The organism is Rhizobium sp. AC27/96, assembly GCF_001692325.1.
Lineage (GTDB): Bacteria > Pseudomonadota > Alphaproteobacteria > Rhizobiales > Rhizobiaceae > Rhizobium.
The window spans coordinates 1-15,687 of record NZ_LXKN01000022.1; the positions used below are offsets into that span (position 1 = coordinate 1).

Sequence of the window (15,687 nt, forward strand, 5' to 3'; positions counted from 1 at the left end):
CCTTAACATCCGCCGCACGCGCTCCAGCCGCTGCACCGGCAACCGCCAGCGCTACCAGAGCACTCGTCGTCATCAGTCTACGCATGGTCTTCCTCCCAATGTTGCAAATCGTCCGAGCGAAGGTCGTCCTCCGCCCCTCGAAGCCTCCACCGTCAAGCAGAAGCTATTCTGCTGGCGACCCTGTTCGCCGCGAAGCATTTAAAACGTTATAAATAAACTCAAGTCAAGATCCCGATTCCGAATTGCATATTCGCAATAACAGGCTGAATAAGCTTGATTTTGTGGGAAAATTCGACGAGTTTTCCCATCAATTTTCTCAGGTATTCGCGCCGCAAACGTTTTCAGAAGCGCATTTGCACTTCGTTTCGAAACAGCGTACAAGGCGGTCACTCCGAGGCAGGCTGAGTATTCCCTTGAAAGACACTTCCGGAAAATCCGCGTCCCTTGCGACGCCCGTACGCAAAAGCGGCAAGCCGACCCTGCGCACGATTTCCGAAATGACCGGCTTTGCCGTCACGACCGTGTCCCGGGCACTGGGCAATGCGCCGCAGATTTCGATCGAGACGCGCGAGCGTGTCCACGCAGTCGCGGCCCAGATCGGTTATCTGCCCGATCGCGCCGCGCAGCGCCTGAAGACCGGCAAGACCAACGTCATCGGCATCCTGCTCGATCCTCACGAGGAAATTCTCGGCTACGGTATCTCCATCATGCACGGCCTTGCCAAGGCGCTGCGGAATACCGCCTACCACCTGATCGTGACGCCGAATTTCATCAATGGCAGCAATGTCGACGCCGTGCGTTACCTGGTGCGCAACGGCATGGTCGACGGGCTGCTGTTTTCCCGAACGGAACCTTTCGATCCCCGCGTTCGCCTTCTGCTCGAAAGTGGTTTTCCGTTTGTCACGCATGGACGGACGGAGTTCACGGTTGATCATCCCTTCGTCGACTATGACAATTTCAGCTTTGCCTATGAGGCGACGAAGCGGCTGGTGGAGCGGGGTCGACGCAAGCCGATGATCATCCTGCCGCCGAGGCGGCTGACCTTCTCGCAGCATCTGCTGCACGGCTTCATGACAGCTGTTCGCGAGGCGGGAGTCGATTACGAGATTCCCGAGGAGATCGACCTGGACTGTCCGGTGGAGCAAATCCGCGACTATATGAGCCGTCGCGCGTCGCAGCCCGGCTCTCCCGATGGTTTTGCCTGTGGCGGCGAGGTCTCGGCCCTGGCGACCATTACCGGCATGGGCGACAACGGCCTCACGCTCGGGGTGGAATATGATGTGGTGGCAAAGCGCACCTCGAAGCTGCTGAGCCAGATCCAGCCGAAGGTCGAGACCATCTACGAAGATCTGACCGATACGGGCGAGCGGATGGGGCACGTCCTGCTCGCCTGCATCGCCGGCGATCAGACCGCTGAAAAGCAGGTCTTGCTGAAACCTGAAGTCAGCTTCTCGATGCTTTCGAATGTCGGCTAACTAAAACGGCTGGCGATTATCCGGGCTGGTGATCGCCAACATCAGCTTGCCCTGCCATTTCCTTCGCAATGCCTTCGGGCACATTCAGCGGTTTCGTGCGGCCGTCTCCTTTCGAAAAGCAGCGGGACTTCTTGCAGTCCATTTCCGAAAGGCGCGATGGAAGGCGCTGGGTTCGGAAAAGCCGAGGCGTGTGGCGATCTCCCCGACGCCGAACTCGGTCGTCTGCAGCATCTCGATTGCAAGATCACGGCGGATTTCATCTCTGATGGCGGCATAATTCTGCCCTTCGGCATGCAGGCGATGCCGAAGCGTCGATGGCGACATGCGCATTTGCGCGGCCAGATCATCGAATGCCTTCCACGAGGCGGGAGGCATCTGCCTAAGGCGCTGGCGCACATTTGCCGCAAGGCCGGCATCATAGCGATAGCGCACAAGGATATTGGCCGGCGCGTTGCGCAGAAACTGCTTCAGAGCCTGCTCGTTGCGCGTCACCGGCAGTTTGAGCAGGGAAGCATCGAATGCGAGCCTGCTGACGGGCTGGGAGAAGCGCACCGATGCCCCGAAAAACTGCCGATAGTCGGCGCCATGATCCGGCTCGGCACAGCGAAAATCGACCATTCGCAAGGGAATACGGCGACCGATGAGCCAGCAGGTAATGCCGTGCAGGAGAATCCAGTAGGTCCGGTAGGCAAAGGCGGAGCGCGCATTCGTCAAGTCCGTCAGCACGACATGCGCCAGCCCGTCGGCCACCTCGATATGCCCTTTCGGGTCTTCCAGCACGATGTTCAAGAATCGCAGCGCGCGGCGTAGCGCCTGTTCGAGGGTTTTCGCGTGGAGGATACAGTGGCAGAGCAGCGTGAAGCTGCCGCGCCGCATGGGTCTGGCGCCCATGCCGAAGAATTCGTCGTCTATCTCGGCCGCGATCGCAAGCCAGAGCGCGCCATAGCTTTCGGCGGAAACCGGCGCATCGATCTGAGAGGACAGACCTAGCGCCGTCAGTATCTGTTCAGGGGATTTTCCTTGCCGCCGAACGCTGTCGATCGCCTCCCTGACGAAGAAAGGTGATATCATCCGCCGTCCGGCTTCGGTCATCGTCATGCTTTCTGAAACATGGTAAAACTGGCCGATGATTTGAGACGCTTTTGTCATCGAATGCAATATCGTCCGGAGATAGAGTCAGCCGAAGGCGCAAGGCAAATCGCGTCCTGCCGGGAGATGCGATGCTGCAGGCGACTGCATGGCGCGTGGAGGCCTCGGTTGAAATCGACCGCGCTGGAGGAGAGCGACCATGTTGATCCACGGGAAGACCTTCGTCATCACCGGTGGCGGTTCGGGCCTTGGGGCGGCCGTCGCGCGCATGCTGGCAGGCGAGGGTGCGAACGTCGTGATTGCCGATGTCAACGCGGATGCCGGAGCCGCCATTGTCGGCGAACTCGGCGCCAGTGCCACCTTCATCAGGACTGATGTCACGCAGGAAGAGGACGGCCAGGCCGCGATCGATCTGGCGCTGGAGCGCTTCGGTCATCTGAATGGGCTGGTCAATTGCGCCGGCGTTGCGCCCGGTGAGAAGGTGATCGGCCGCAACGGCCCGCATAGGCTCGACAGCTTTTCCCGCACGATCGGCATCAATCTCATCGGCACTTTCAATATGATCCGGCTCGCTGCGGCCGCCATCGCCAAAGAAGAGCCTGATGCCGAAGGCGAGCGCGGTGTCATCGTCAACACGGCTTCGGTCGCTGCCTTCGACGGACAGATTGGCCAGGCGGCCTATGCAGCTTCCAAGGGCGGCGTTGCTGCCATGACGTTGCCGATCGCGCGCGAATTGGCCCGCAGCGGAATTCGGGTCGTTGCCATCGCGCCAGGCATCTTCGAGACGCCGATGATGGCCGGCATGCCGCAGGAGGTGCAGGATTCGCTGAGCAAGAGCGTGCCCTTTCCGCAGCGCTTCGGAAAGCCGGTGGAATTTGCCGCGCTGGTACGCCACATCTGTGAGAACGTCATGCTGAATGGCGAAGTCATTCGTCTCGATGGCGCGTTGCGCATGGCAGCGCACTGAGGCAGGCTCGTTATGGGAGGTTTGATATGAGGCCAGAGGATCCGATCGTCATCGTTGGTGCGGCCCGGACGCCAATGGGCGGCTTCCAGGGAGATCTTAAGGACTGCACCGCGCCGGAACTCGCCGCCGCCGCGATCCGCGCCGCACTCGAGCGCAGCGGCATTAGCCCGGATGCCGTTGAGGAAGCGGTGTTTGGTTGTGTTCTTCCGGCCGGCCAGGGCCAGGCACCGGCCAGGCAGGCAGCGATTGGCGCCGGCTTGCCGTTTGCAGCAGGCGCAACCACCGTCAACAAGATGTGCGGCTCCGGAATGAAGGCAGCCATGCTGGCGCATGATCTCATTGCTGCCGGCAGCGCCTCGATTGCGGTTGCCGGGGGCATGGAGAGCATGACGAATGCGCCTTACCTGCTCGACCGGGCGCGCGGCGGCTACCGGCTCGGGCACGGCCGCGTCATCGACCACATGTTCCTGGATGGGCTCGAAGATGCCTATGACAAGGGGCGGCTCATGGGCACCTTTGCCGAGGATTGCGCCGAGGCCTACCAGTTTACCCGCGCCGCGCAGGACGAGTATGCCATCACATCCTTGACCCGTGCCCGCAATGCGATCGAGGAAGGGGCATTCGACGCCGAGATCGTGCCCGTCACGGTCAAGGCCGCGCGAGCTGAACTGGTCGTCAGCCGCGACGAGCAGCCCGGCAAGGCGAAGCCGGAGAAGATCCCGACGCTGAAGCCCGCTTTCCGCGAAAACGGCACGGTGACCGCTGCGAACGCATCGTCCATCTCCGATGGCGCGGCCGCGCTGGTGCTTATGCGGCGCTCCCAGGCCGAGCGTGAGGGAATTGCTCCGCTTGCCACCATCATCGGCCATTCAACGCATTCGCAAGCCCCCAATCTGTTTGCGACCGCGCCGATCGGCGCGTTGCGCAAGCTTGCCGAACGCACCGGCTGGAACCTTCGGGATGTAGATCTGTTCGAGGTCAACGAAGCCTTTGCCGTCGTGGCCATGGCGGCGATGCGTGATCTCGACTTGCCGCACGAAAAGGTCAATGTTCACGGTGGCGCCTGCGCGCTCGGCCATCCGATCGGCGCATCCGGCGCCCGCGTGCTTGTCACCTTGCTTTCCGCGCTCAAGCGCTATGGCATGAAGCGCGGTATGGCGACGCTTTGCATCGGTGGCGGCGAAGCGACTGCGATGGCTATCGAACTGAATTGAACGGTTTCGAGGAGGAGGCCGGATATGATCCTGAGCGAAGACCAGATCCAGATCCGCGACATGGCGCGCGATTTTGCCCGCGAGCGGCTGGCACCGGGTGCTGCTGAGCGTGACGTGAACAGCCGTTTCCCCCGCGAGGAATTGAAGGAGATGGGCGAGCTGGGCTTTCTCGGCATGCTCGTGCCGGAAGCCTACGGCGGCTCCGAAACCGGCGTGATTGCCTATGCCGTGGCGCTGGAGGAAATCGCCGCCGGTGATGGCCCTTGCTCCACCATCATGAGCGTGCACAGCTCCGTCGGCTGCGTGCCGATCCTGAAATACGGCACTGAAGAGCAGAGGCAGCGGTTCCTGCCGAAACTCGCGAGCGGTGAGTGGATCGGTGGCTTTGCCTTGACCGAGCCGCAGGCCGGCTCCGACGCCTCGAATCTCAAGACCCGCGCTCGTCGCGACGGCGATCATTATGTGATCGACGGTGCCAAGCAGTTCATTACCTCGGGTAAGAACGGCAATGTCATCATCGTCTTTGCCGTCACCGATCCCGATGCGGGCAAGAAGGGCATTTCAGCCTTCATCGTGCCGACCGACACGCCCGGCTACGAGGTCGTGCGCGTCGAGCACAAGCTGGGTCTGCACTCGTCCGATACATGCCAGATCGCCTTTACCAATATGCGCATCCCAGCCGACAATCGGCTCGGCGAAGAAGGTGACGGCTACAGGATTGCCCTGTCGAACCTTGAGGGTGGGCGCATCGGCATCGCCTCGCAGTCCGTCGGCATGGCGCGTTCGGCTTTCGAGGCGGCGCGCGATTATGCCCGCGAGCGCAAGACGTTCGGTGTGCCGATTATCGATCACCAGGCGGTTGCCTTCCGGCTTGCTGACATGGCGACTCAGATCGAGGTGGCGCGCCAGATGGTACTGCATGCGGCGCAGCTGAAGGAGGAGGGGCAGCCCTGCCTCACCGAGGCGTCGATGGCCAAGCTCTTTGCCTCGGAAATGGCCGAAAAGGTCTGCTCCGACGCGATCCAGATCCATGGCGGCTACGGATACATGTCGGATTATCCGGTCGAGCGCATCTATCGCGACGTCCGTATCTGCCAGATCTATGAGGGAACAAGCGACGTCCAGCGCATCGTTATCGCACGCAATTTATAGAATATTTGTGGCCGTGCCTGCCGTGGGGAGCAACGGGCAGGGCGGTCCACATGGGAGGTATCGCAGCACATGAACGAAGTTCCAAGTCTCAGCCTGCACGTCCCCGAGCCGGCGGTTCGGCCCGGTGGCCAACCGGATTTCTCCAACGTCAAGATCGCCAAGGCTGGCGCAGTACCACGGCCAGAGGTCGACGTGGCGCCGGAAGAGATCCGCGACCTCGCCTATTCCATCATCCGCGTGCTCAACCGCGACGGCGAGGCGGTCGGTCCCTGGGCTGGCCTGCTCTCCGACGAGGAGCTGCTGACGGGCCTGCGCAACATGATGAAGCTCAGGGCCTTCGATGCCCGCATGCTGATGGCGCAGCGTCAGGGAAAGACCTCCTTCTACATGCAGCATCTCGGCGAGGAGGCGGTCAGTTCCGCCTTCCGCAAGGCGCTGAACAAGGGCGACATGAACTTCCCGACCTATCGGCAGGCGGGGCTCTTGATCGCCGACGATTATCCGATGGTCGAGATGATGAACCAGATCTACTCGAACGAGGCCGATCCCCTGCGCGGGCGGCAGTTGCCGATCATGTATTCATCGAAGGAGCATGGCTTCTTCACCATCTCCGGCAACCTTGCCACCCAATATGTGCAGGCTGTCGGCTGGGCCATGGCGTCGGCCATCAAGAATGATGGCAAGATCGCCGCCGCCTGGATCGGCGATGGTTCGACCGCCGAGTCCGACTTTCATTCCGCGCTGGTCTTCGCCTCCACCTACAAGGCGCCCGTCATCCTCAATATCGTCAACAATCAGTGGGCCATTTCGACCTTCCAGGGTATCGCGCGCGGCGGCTCCGGCACGTTTGCCGCCCGTGGTCTCGGCTTCGGCATTCCGGCACTGCGTGTCGATGGCAATGATTACCTGGCTGTTTATGCCGTCGCCAAATGGGCGGCCGAGCGCGCCCGTCGCAATCTCGGTCCGACGCTGATCGAATATGTCACCTACCGCGTCGGCGCCCATTCCACCTCGGATGATCCGAGCGCCTATCGGCCGAAAACCGAATCCGAGGCATGGCCGCTCGGCGATCCGGTGTTGCGGCTGAAGAAGCATTTGATCGTGCGCGGCGCCTGGTCGGAAGAGCGCCACGCCCAGGCGGAGGCCGAGATCCTGGACGAGGTCATCGAGGCACAGAAGCAGGCCGAAAGCCACGGTACGCTTCATGCCGGCGGCAAGCCATCCGTGCGGGATATCTTCGAGGGCGTCTATGCGGAAATGCCCCCGCATATCCGTCGCCAGCGACAGAAGGCAGGATACTGACATGGCAAGAATGACAATGATCGAGGCCGTGCGCAGCGCCATGGATGTCTCGATGGGACGGGATGACGATGTCGTCGTTTTCGGCGAGGATGTCGGTTATTTCGGCGGCGTTTTCCGCGCCACGCAGGGGCTGCAGGCCAAGTATGGCAAGACCCGCTGCTTCGACGCGCCGATCAACGAATCCGGCATTCTAGGCACGGCGATCGGCATGGCCGCCTATGGCTTGAAGCCCTGCGTCGAGATCCAGTTCGCCGACTACATGTACCCGGCCTATGACCAGATCACTCAGGAGGCGGCGCGCATCCGCTACCGTTCCAACGGCGATTTCACCTGCCCGATCGTCGTGCGCATGCCGACCGGCGGCGGCATCTTCGGCGGACAGACACACAGCCAGAGCCCCGAAGCGCTGTTTACCCATGTCTGCGGCCTGAAGGTGATCGTGCCCTCCAATCCCTACGACGCCAAGGGCCTGCTGATCGCTGCGATCGAGGATCCGGACCCGGTGATGTTTCTCGAACCCAAGCGGCTCTATAACGGCCCCTTCGACGGCCATCACGAGCGTCCGGTCACTCCATGGTCGAAACATGACCTTGGCGAGGTTCCGGAAGGACACTACACGATCCCGATCGGCAAGGCGGAAATTCGCCGCCCAGGCAATGCCGTCACCGTCGTCGCTTATGGCACGATGGTGCACGTGGCGCTCGCGGCCGCGGAGGAGACGGGGATCGATGCCGAGGTGATAGACCTGCGCAGCCTGCTGCCGCTCGACCTCGATACGATTGTCCAGTCGGTGAAGAAGACAGGCCGCTGCGTCGTCGTGCATGAGGCGACACTCACCTCCGGCTTCGGCGGCGAAATCGCTTCGCTGGTCCAGGAGCACTGCTTCTACAGTCTCGAGGCGCCGATCGTGCGCGTGACCGGTTGGGACACGCCCTATCCGCATGCACAGGAATGGGACTATTTCCCCGGCCCCGCCCGTGTCGGCCGGGCGCTCAAAGAAGTGATGGAGGGCTGAAGATGGGTGAATTCGTCATCAAGATGCCCGATGTGGGTGAAGGCGTGGCCGAGGCCGAACTGGTCGAATGGCACGTCAAGCCGGGTGACCCCGTTCGTGAGGACATGGTGCTCGCGGCTGTCATGACCGACAAGGCGACGGTGGAAATACCCTCGCCGGTCGAAGGGGTCGTGCTCTGGCTCGGCGCTGACGTCGGTGATACGGTCGCCGTCAAGGCGCCGCTCTTGCGTATCCAGGTCGCCGGCGAGGATGGGAGTGCAGCAGAAGCGGCGCCCTCCACTACGGCTGAACCGTCAGCGACGGTCGAGCCGGCCAAAGACAAGCCCACAGAGGCTAAGCCGGCAGATCCGCTGCAGGTCAGACCTGCGGCTGAGACCAAAGTCATTCAGCCGGAAAAAATCGCGGAGCGCCCCATCGCTCGCGAGCCGACGGAGCGGCCGCTTGCGTCTCCCGCCGTCCGGCTGCGTGCCCAGGAGGCTGGTGTCGATTTGCGCCAGGTGCCCGGCACCGGCCCGGCCGGCCGCATCACCCATGACAATCTCGACCAGTTCATAGCGCGTGGCATCCAGCCCGCTATTGTTCAGACCGGCCCCGCCCGCAAGACCGATGTCGAGGAGATCAAGCTCACGGGCCTCCGCCGCCGCATCGCCGAGAAGATGCGTCTTGCAAGCTCGCGCATTCCCCACATCACCTATGTCGAGGAGGTCGATGTCAGTGACCTCGAGGATCTGCGCGCGACGATGAATGCCGGCCGCAAGCCCGATCAGCCGAAGCTGACGATCCTGCCCTTCCTGATGCGGGCGCTGGTGAAGACGATTGGCGAGCAGCCGGGTGTCAACGCCACATTCGATGATGACGCGGGTATCGTCACCCGCTACGGCGCTGTCCATATCGGCATTGCCACGCAGACACCATCCGGCTTGACCGTACCCGTTGTCCGACATGCCGAGGCCCGGTCGATCTGGGATACGGCCGCCGAACTCGCGCGTCTTGCAGATGCTGCCCGCAATGGCACCGCTGCCCGCGAGGAGCTGTCCGGTTCCACGATCACCATCTCCTCGCTCGGCGCGCTCGGCGGCATCGTGACCACGCCGATCATCAACCATCCGGAAGTGGCGATTGTCGGGGTCAACAAGATCATGACCCGGCCCGTCTGGGACGGCACCCAGTTCATCCCGCGCAAGATGATGAACCTGTCGTCGAGCTTCGACCATCGGATCGTCGACGGCTGGGATGCGGCAGTCTTCGTCCAACGGATCAAGGCGTTGCTCGAAACCCCCGCGCTGATTTTTATTGAAGGCTGATGGCATGAAAGAGATCGTCTGCAAGCTCCTCGTCATCGGCGCCGGCCCTGGCGGCTATATCTGCGCCATTCGCGCCGGCCAACTGGGTGTCGATACTGTCATCGTCGAATCGACGAAGGCCGGTGGTACCTGCCTGAATGTCGGCTGCATCCCCTCCAAGGCGCTCATCCATGCGGCCGAGGAATTTGACAAGGTCCGCCACATGACAGGTCCCAACGCGCTCGGCATCACCGTCGAGGCGCCGAAACTCGATCTTGCCCAGACGATCCGCTGGAAGGATGGCATCGTCGGCCGGCTGAATAGCGGCGTGCTCGGCTTGCTGCGCAAGGCCAAGGTCAAGATCGTGCACGGGCAGGCGAAGTTCCGCGATGGCAAGACCGTCGAGGTCGACACCGAGACCGGAATCCAGGTCATCCGTGCCGAAACAGTTGTCATCGCCACGGGCTCCGAACCGGTCGAATTGCCGTCGCTACCTTTTGGCGGAGCGATCCTCTCGTCCACCGAAGCGCTGGCGCTGACGAGCGTTCCGGCCACGCTCGCGGTCGTCGGCGGCGGCTATATTGGCCTGGAGCTCGGCACTGCCTTCGCCAAGCTGGGGTCGCAGGTCACGGTGGTCGAGGCGATGGCACAGATCCTGCCGCAATATGACGCCGAACTCGTCAAGCCGGTTGTCAAACGGCTGAATGAACTTGGCGTACGCGTGCTGACCGGCGCAAAGGCTAGGGGTTATTCCGGAGAGGCGTTGCTGATCGAGACCGCCGCCGGTGAGGAGGAGCGGATTGCTGCGGACAAGGTGCTCGTGACAGTCGGCCGCAAGCCGCGCACCGAAGGATCTGGTCTCGAAGAACTGGAACTCGATCGCGCCGGCCGCTTTATTCGCATCGACGAGCGCTGCCGCACATCCATGCGCGGCGTCTACGCGATCGGTGACGTCACCGGTGAACCGATGCTCGCCCACCGCGCCATGGCGCAGGGCGAGATGGTGGCCGAGATCGTTGCCGGCCGCAAGCGCGTCTGGGACAAGCGCGCCATACCGGCGGTCTGCTTCACCGACCCGGAGATCGTCACCGCGGGGCTTTCACCGGAAGAGGCTCGTGCCCAGGGCTATGAAATCCGCGTCGGCGTCTTCCCCTTCAGCGCCAATGGCCGCGCGATGACGACCCAGTCGGAAGACGGGTTCGTGCGTGCCGTGGCGCGGGCCGATACCAATCTGGTGCTTGGTCTGCAGGCGGTCGGTGTCGGGGTCTCCGAATTGTCGAGCGACTTTTCCCTGGCGCTCGAAATGGGCGCGCGACTGGAGGACATCGCCGGCACTATCCACGCTCATCCCACTCGCAGCGAAGCCTTGCAGGAAGCGGCATTGAAAGCGCTGGGCCATGCCCTGCACATCTGAGCCAACCTCTCGATCATGCAGGCGCGCGAAGCTGCAGATTCATCGGCACGGATCAGGCCTTCACGCCTTCAACCGGCCAGAAGCGTTCCTTGAAACCGCTCTTCGTGTCGGCGCCCATATAGCGTCGCAGTTCCGCTTCTGCGTCGAGGCCGGGAAAAATCTCGGCAATCTGTGAAGCGTATTTCATGATTGCCGCGAATTTGGGTTCGAAGTCGACTTCGACATCCACCGGGTCCTTGAGCTTCCAGGTGGTTCTTTCAAGCGCCGCAGGAACGTTGTCGGGAAAATCCCGGGGAAATAGTCCTGCGGAATAGGGAATGTCTTCGTATAGATAGACATCCGCATTCCATCCCGGATACCCGTCCTTGAACGCTTGCGACGTAACGATATGGTCAACATGGCGGCCGACCGTCAGCGGGCATAGAATCATGTTTGGGCGAACCGTCCGAACCCAATCGGCGAGCAATGCGCGCAGTGGCTCCCAAACAATGTCCTTGGGGTTCGGGGGCGAAAAGACGGCCTTCCGGTTGACATAGAGGAAGTCGCCATTGCCGTCCCGGCGATAGATGGCATCCAGCAAGCCACCGTGAAGATAATCAGCGCCCAGCGACTGCACGGAGGCGACATCTTCCTTGCAACGCCACTCGTAGGGCTTTGGGCCCAGGGCCCACCATTCATGCAGTTCCTGCACAAAGGGAGATGGCTCGCCGTCAAACTGAGCATCGGCGGTGAAAATAGTGGCCGCCACAACGGAAACACCGTTTTTTACAGCTCTGTCCATGAAGCCGCCGGCACTCAGCACGGCATCGTCGAGATGAGGTGACAGAATGAGAACACGATCATCTTTGTTAAGCTTATTCAGCATTTTAACGATCCATTTCGCCGACGAATGATTTGGCCATTCAACGTCCGAGCAATTGAACAGGCTGGCTCAGGCGGGGTTGCCCAATCCGGCATAGCAAGTTATCGGGCCGTTGATAAGCATCACCTTGGGTGAGGGTTCATGGGGGCGACGGATAGATGAATCGGCGCCGTCATTGGCGCGCCGCCACTATAGCCACATGGTGATCAGGCGGCCGCGCTTGTTGGGACCTGGATCTCGGTCGTGCCCCGGTCTACCACTTCAAACGTAGCCCGACATTGCCTTCGAACAGGCGTTGATGCTCGCCGCTGACGTCGAATTTATAATCCGCCGTTGCAAAGGCGCTCCACGATGTGTTGAAGGCATAGACCAGGCCGCCGCCAAGCTCAACCGACGTGCCCTTTGTCGAGGTATTCATCGGATCGGCACCAAATTGTACCGTGTCGGTGGTGTCGAAGTTGTGCCAGAGATTGGCCTTCAGATAGGGTTGAAGCAGACCGTTGGGGGTTTGGAAGTTGCCTTGCAGGCGCGCGCCCAGCCGGCCGGTCCAGCTTTTATCCGAGCCGAATGAGACGGTTGAATAGGCATCACTCTTGTCGTCGAGCGAGATGTCCTGCCAAATCAGCTGTGCCTGCGGCTCGAGAGACCAATTGCTGGCGAGTGCGATCGGATAACCGCCTTCCAGCGATGCGGTGAACCCGCTTCCTCCAATATCGATTCCGGTTCCGCCGATCGAGTTGGCATCGCCACCGAACCAGGTGCCCATCAGCACGCCATCGAGATACCAGCCGGACGGGCCGATATGGGTCCAATAGGCGCCAAAGCTGTTTGCATCGAGGTTGAATTTGCCGGTCTTTACATTGTTCCAGCCAACTGCCTGGCCGGTGACATCGGCGCTGAGATTGGCATAGCCGTAGAACAGACCGGCAATGTCGCGGTTGCCATCGTTGCTCTCATGGCTGAGAATATCCAGGCCGGTTTGCAGGCCCCAAAGCGATCCTTCGATCGATGGTGACACGGAACCCGCCCAGCCCTGATCGACATGTTCGCCGAAAGCGCGACCCCAGGCTGCCGAGGCGTTGTCACCCGGCGTCAAGGCGCTTTGTTCGTCGCGGCGCTCGTGAAACGTACCCAGTGTCGTGAGCGTGGCGATCTGCGCTGCCGGCGGGAGCGCCGTGTAGGTTGCCACCTCCGGGCGGATCAGTGGGATGACCTCGACGTCGACGCCGCCGATATTTATGATTTTGGGGGAGATGGGGGTTGCTCCCGGATTCGGTGGTTTCGGCGTTGGATTGTCGGGTGTCACGAGTGGTGGCTCGATAACAGAGGTTTCACCTCCAGGCGGCGTGACCAGAATGGGGGTTTCAGGGTCGGGGTCGGTCGGGGTTGGCTCTGGAGCGACATAGGCGGAGCGCAGATACCAGTTATTGCTCGTACCGGTGCTGATGCCACCCTTAAAGAGGTAATATTCGTAGGCGCCGGCAGCAGCCCGGCCGTTCAGATAAAAGGCGTTGCTGCTGGCCGTGGCGCCGTTCAATGCCTGCACAAGGTTGATGCCGTCGACCATCGTGGCTGCACCGCCGCCGCCGAAATTATTGACTGTGATGGCTGTCGTACCCGATGCGGTCCCGCCGTCGATCACCAGCCTATCGGAGGCGGACGCATCGCCGCCGAGTACGGTGTTGAGGAGGAGGGAGCCGCCAGAGCCGACATAGTTCCCAACGACGGTGAGGCTGTTCGTCGCTTGCGAGCCGCCATTGGTCAGGTCGATAACGCCTGAATTGGTCAGTGTCACGGCAGGGCCGCCCGGGTAGGGTGTAATCGAAGGATTGAAACCGCCGCCGGCGAGCAGACTGGCACCGGACGAAACTGTCACATTGCCTGTCAGATCCTTCTGCAGCTGAAATGTGCCGTTCTGGATGAAGCTGTCGCGGAAGTCGCCGGTGCCGGCCCATGTCCAATCCGTGCCGGTCATGTAGAGTGTCTGGAAGTTGGTAAAAGCGTTGTCGATCATGCCCTGGCCCTGAAGCGTGACCTTGTTGCTTCCGCCGCCGCCATTGGCGGTTCCGATCATCTTCGAGCCGGTTTGCAGCGTCAGGTCTATATTGCCGTTTCCGCCGCTGATGGCAAAGCCGTTGCCGCCGCTGAGAAGCCCCGCATTGGTAATGGCGGTTTGTCCGTTCAGCGTGCGAATGGCGGGACCCTGGTCGCTGATGATCTGGCCGCCAGCAAGATTGATGATCGTAGCGGTGAAAGACGAGCCGAGCGTGTTGGAGAAGACCCCGTCCGACGGCAGGCTGCCCGAGGCCGCGCCGCCGGTTGCATGGATGATGCCGCTGTTCACCAAGGTGCCGTTGCCGCCCTGAATATAGACCGTCGGCGAGCTGTTTCCGCTCGTGGTCAGCGTACCTGTGTTGGTGACCGTGCCATTGGCGCCGAGAATGGAAACGGCGCGCGCATTGCTGCCGCTGGTCGACACCGAACCATTGTTGATAATGGTGTTGTTGGGAGAGCCGCCGCCACTTTGGCCCCAGCTGGCCGTCATGCCATAGGCATTGGGTCCCGTTGTCGTAATCGAGCCGTTGTTGATGAGCGTGTTGCCGCCACCGTCGGCGGCCATGCCGTCATTGTATTGGCCAGTGTTGCTGATCGAACCGTTGTTGGTAATGGTGTTATTGCTGCCGGTGCCGACGAGACCCGCGCCGCGATTGAGGCCGCTGCTGCCCGATCCGGTAAGAGAAATATTGCCGTCGTTGACGATGGTGCTGGAATCGGCGACGCGCGCGCCGGCATTGGCGGTTGGCGAGCGAACGACAGTCACAATCGCGCCGCCGAGAATGTTGATCGTGACATTGGAGCTACCAGCGGCTCCATAGACCCCGGTGGTGACCGGATTGGGCGAGGTCGAGTCGCAGGTGGCTGTCTGGCCATTCGTGGGAGTGAAACTACTGCATGCTGCTTGCGCGACTTCAGGGGATGCGATGCTTGCCCCCATTAAAAGCGTGGCCTTAAGGCAGGTGTAGCGGAATTTCCGAACTGAATTCGTCATACGGCGCATCGCCCCCCGACTGCACTAGACGCTTCCAACTGATATTTCAGTTTCTCCCTTGCAATCTAAGAGCATAGGTGAAGATTCGTATCAACTAAAAAAGATAAGACTAATTATATGTGTGCGGAAGCCGCGCGGCTGCGTCGTTCGAGCACAGGGATCGATGACCATCGGCTCGCCGGGCGCATGAGGGAGGGTTGCGCCAAGAGTTGGCCTATCCTGATAGCCGAGATATATCCGAGCCTGTTCCGCCGGCTGGCGTGATCAGATCTCGCCAGTCCTTTCGCTTCAGCGAGTGGAAAGGGCCGGCGGCGGCGGTGGGGTGGTGGAGCCGGAGCCGAGCGAGCGCTGTACCATGACGCTGTCCGCCCAGTGGCCGTAACGATAGGCCACGCCCGGCAACAGGCCGACGCGAGTGAAGCCGAAGCGCTTGTGCAGCGCGAGCGAAGCGGCGTTGTCGGCGTCGATATAACCGATCATCTGCCTGAAGCCGGCCGCGGCGCAGGCGTCGATCAGCCCGCGCATGAGCAGGCTGCCGACACCCTGGCCGACATGGTCGTGATGCACATAGATCGAGTGCTTGACGGTGTAGCGATAGGCCGGGCGTTTGCGGAACAGGACGACATAGGCATAGCCCACGACCTTTTCACCAACGACCGCGACGACATGCGGGAACCGGCGGTTCTTCAGATTCTTGCGCCGGTCCCTGAGATCGTCGGGCTGGGGGGTGTCGTTGTCGTCCACCCCGTCCTCGACACCGCGGCGAATGTGGCGACGATAGATCGCCAGCATGGCATCGACGTCGCCTTCGCGCGACGGGCGAATGATGATTGCTTTGTCCTGCTCCATGATCGAACCTGAATTC

Annotated in this window: 12 protein-coding genes; 8 read left to right on the top strand and 4 right to left on the bottom strand. The window is 61.5% G+C overall.

The window, feature by feature from the left end; genetic code table 11:
* The first annotated feature begins 413 nt into the window (after window positions 1-413).
* Window positions 414-1,475 (top strand): LacI family transcriptional regulator, encoded by a 1,062-nt coding sequence (locus A6U86_RS19580; protein ID WP_234906500.1) that lies wholly within the window; start codon window positions 414-416, stop codon window positions 1,473-1,475.
* 84 nt (window positions 1,476-1,559) lie between these two features.
* On the opposite strand, the gene A6U86_RS19585 is transcribed toward A6U86_RS19580, so the two are convergent.
* Window positions 1,560-2,567: an AraC family transcriptional regulator gene (locus A6U86_RS19585; protein ID WP_083196915.1), complete on the bottom strand. Its 1,008-nt coding sequence runs from the start codon at window positions 2,565-2,567 to the stop codon at window positions 1,560-1,562.
* Between the two features lie 196 nt (window positions 2,568-2,763).
* On the opposite strand from A6U86_RS19585, the gene A6U86_RS19590 reads away from it, so the two are divergent.
* The 7 genes from A6U86_RS19590 to lpdA all read left to right on the top strand — a co-directional run bounded on the left by A6U86_RS19590 (window position 2,764) and on the right by lpdA (window position 10,911).
* Window positions 2,764-3,531, top strand: a complete 768-nt coding sequence (locus A6U86_RS19590) for a 3-hydroxyacyl-CoA dehydrogenase (protein WP_068394606.1) — start codon at window positions 2,764-2,766, stop codon at window positions 3,529-3,531.
* 26 nt (window positions 3,532-3,557) lie between these two features.
* Complete coding sequence (locus A6U86_RS19595; RefSeq protein ID WP_068394608.1) at window positions 3,558-4,745, top strand: acetyl-CoA C-acyltransferase; 1,188 nt, start codon at window positions 3,558-3,560, stop codon at window positions 4,743-4,745.
* 24 nt (window positions 4,746-4,769) lie between these two features.
* Entirely contained in the window at window positions 4,770-5,897 is a 1,128-nt protein-coding gene (locus A6U86_RS19600; RefSeq protein WP_068394610.1) for an acyl-CoA dehydrogenase family protein, read from the top strand.
* A 69-nt stretch (window positions 5,898-5,966) separates the two neighbouring features.
* Complete coding sequence (locus A6U86_RS19605; protein ID WP_068394611.1) at window positions 5,967-7,199, top strand: 3-methyl-2-oxobutanoate dehydrogenase (2-methylpropanoyl-transferring) subunit alpha; 1,233 nt, start codon at window positions 5,967-5,969, stop codon at window positions 7,197-7,199.
* 1 nt (window position 7,200) lies between these two features.
* Window positions 7,201-8,214 (top strand): alpha-ketoacid dehydrogenase subunit beta, encoded by a 1,014-nt coding sequence (locus A6U86_RS19610; protein ID WP_068394612.1) that lies wholly within the window; start codon window positions 7,201-7,203, stop codon window positions 8,212-8,214.
* 2 nt (window positions 8,215-8,216) lie between these two features.
* Window positions 8,217-9,518: a dihydrolipoamide acetyltransferase family protein gene (locus A6U86_RS19615; protein ID WP_068394613.1), complete on the top strand. Its 1,302-nt coding sequence runs from the start codon at window positions 8,217-8,219 to the stop codon at window positions 9,516-9,518.
* 4 nt (window positions 9,519-9,522) lie between these two features.
* Window positions 9,523-10,911 (top strand): dihydrolipoyl dehydrogenase, encoded by a 1,389-nt coding sequence (lpdA, locus tag A6U86_RS19620; RefSeq protein ID WP_068394706.1) that lies wholly within the window; start codon window positions 9,523-9,525, stop codon window positions 10,909-10,911.
* A 52-nt stretch (window positions 10,912-10,963) separates the two neighbouring features.
* Here the strand turns inward: lpdA and A6U86_RS19625 are convergent, their stop codons facing one another.
* The 3 genes from A6U86_RS19625 to A6U86_RS19635 form a co-directional block, all read right to left on the bottom strand.
* Window positions 10,964-11,776 carry a PIG-L deacetylase family protein gene (locus A6U86_RS19625; protein WP_068394614.1) on the bottom strand — a complete coding sequence of 271 codons (813 nt, stop codon included), beginning with the start codon at window positions 11,774-11,776 and terminating at the stop codon, window positions 10,964-10,966.
* Between the two features lie 250 nt (window positions 11,777-12,026).
* A complete protein-coding gene (locus A6U86_RS19630; RefSeq protein WP_158008768.1) occupies window positions 12,027-14,822 on the bottom strand; it encodes an autotransporter outer membrane beta-barrel domain-containing protein in 2,796 nt (931 codons plus the stop codon).
* Between the two features lie 288 nt (window positions 14,823-15,110).
* Window positions 15,111-15,671 carry a GNAT family N-acetyltransferase gene (locus A6U86_RS19635; protein WP_068394617.1) on the bottom strand — a complete coding sequence of 187 codons (561 nt, stop codon included), beginning with the start codon at window positions 15,669-15,671 and terminating at the stop codon, window positions 15,111-15,113.
* Window positions 15,672-15,687: the final 16 nt, after the last annotated feature.

Excerpts from the sequence above, each read along its gene's own strand:
- A6U86_RS19585 (WP_083196915.1), bottom strand. The coding sequence starts at position 2,567 with ATGACCGAAGCCGGACGGCGGATGATATCACCTTTCTTCGTCAGGGAG.
- A6U86_RS19590 (WP_068394606.1), top strand. The coding sequence starts at position 2,764 with ATGTTGATCCACGGGAAGACCTTCGTCATCACCGGTGGCGGTTCGGGC.
- A6U86_RS19595 (WP_068394608.1), top strand. The coding sequence starts at position 3,558 with ATGAGGCCAGAGGATCCGATCGTCATCGTTGGTGCGGCCCGGACGCCA.
- A6U86_RS19600 (WP_068394610.1), top strand. The coding sequence starts at position 4,770 with ATGATCCTGAGCGAAGACCAGATCCAGATCCGCGACATGGCGCGCGAT.
- A6U86_RS19605 (WP_068394611.1), top strand. The coding sequence starts at position 5,967 with ATGAACGAAGTTCCAAGTCTCAGCCTGCACGTCCCCGAGCCGGCGGTT.
- A6U86_RS19610 (WP_068394612.1), top strand. The coding sequence starts at position 7,201 with ATGGCAAGAATGACAATGATCGAGGCCGTGCGCAGCGCCATGGATGTC.
- A6U86_RS19615 (WP_068394613.1), top strand. The coding sequence starts at position 8,217 with ATGGGTGAATTCGTCATCAAGATGCCCGATGTGGGTGAAGGCGTGGCC.
- lpdA (WP_068394706.1), top strand. The coding sequence starts at position 9,523 with ATGAAAGAGATCGTCTGCAAGCTCCTCGTCATCGGCGCCGGCCCTGGC.
- A6U86_RS19625 (WP_068394614.1), bottom strand. The coding sequence starts at position 11,776 with ATGCTGAATAAGCTTAACAAAGATGATCGTGTTCTCATTCTGTCACCT.
- A6U86_RS19630 (WP_158008768.1), bottom strand. The coding sequence starts at position 14,822 with ATGACGAATTCAGTTCGGAAATTCCGCTACACCTGCCTTAAGGCCACG.
- A6U86_RS19635 (WP_068394617.1), bottom strand. The coding sequence starts at position 15,671 with ATGGAGCAGGACAAAGCAATCATCATTCGCCCGTCGCGCGAAGGCGAC.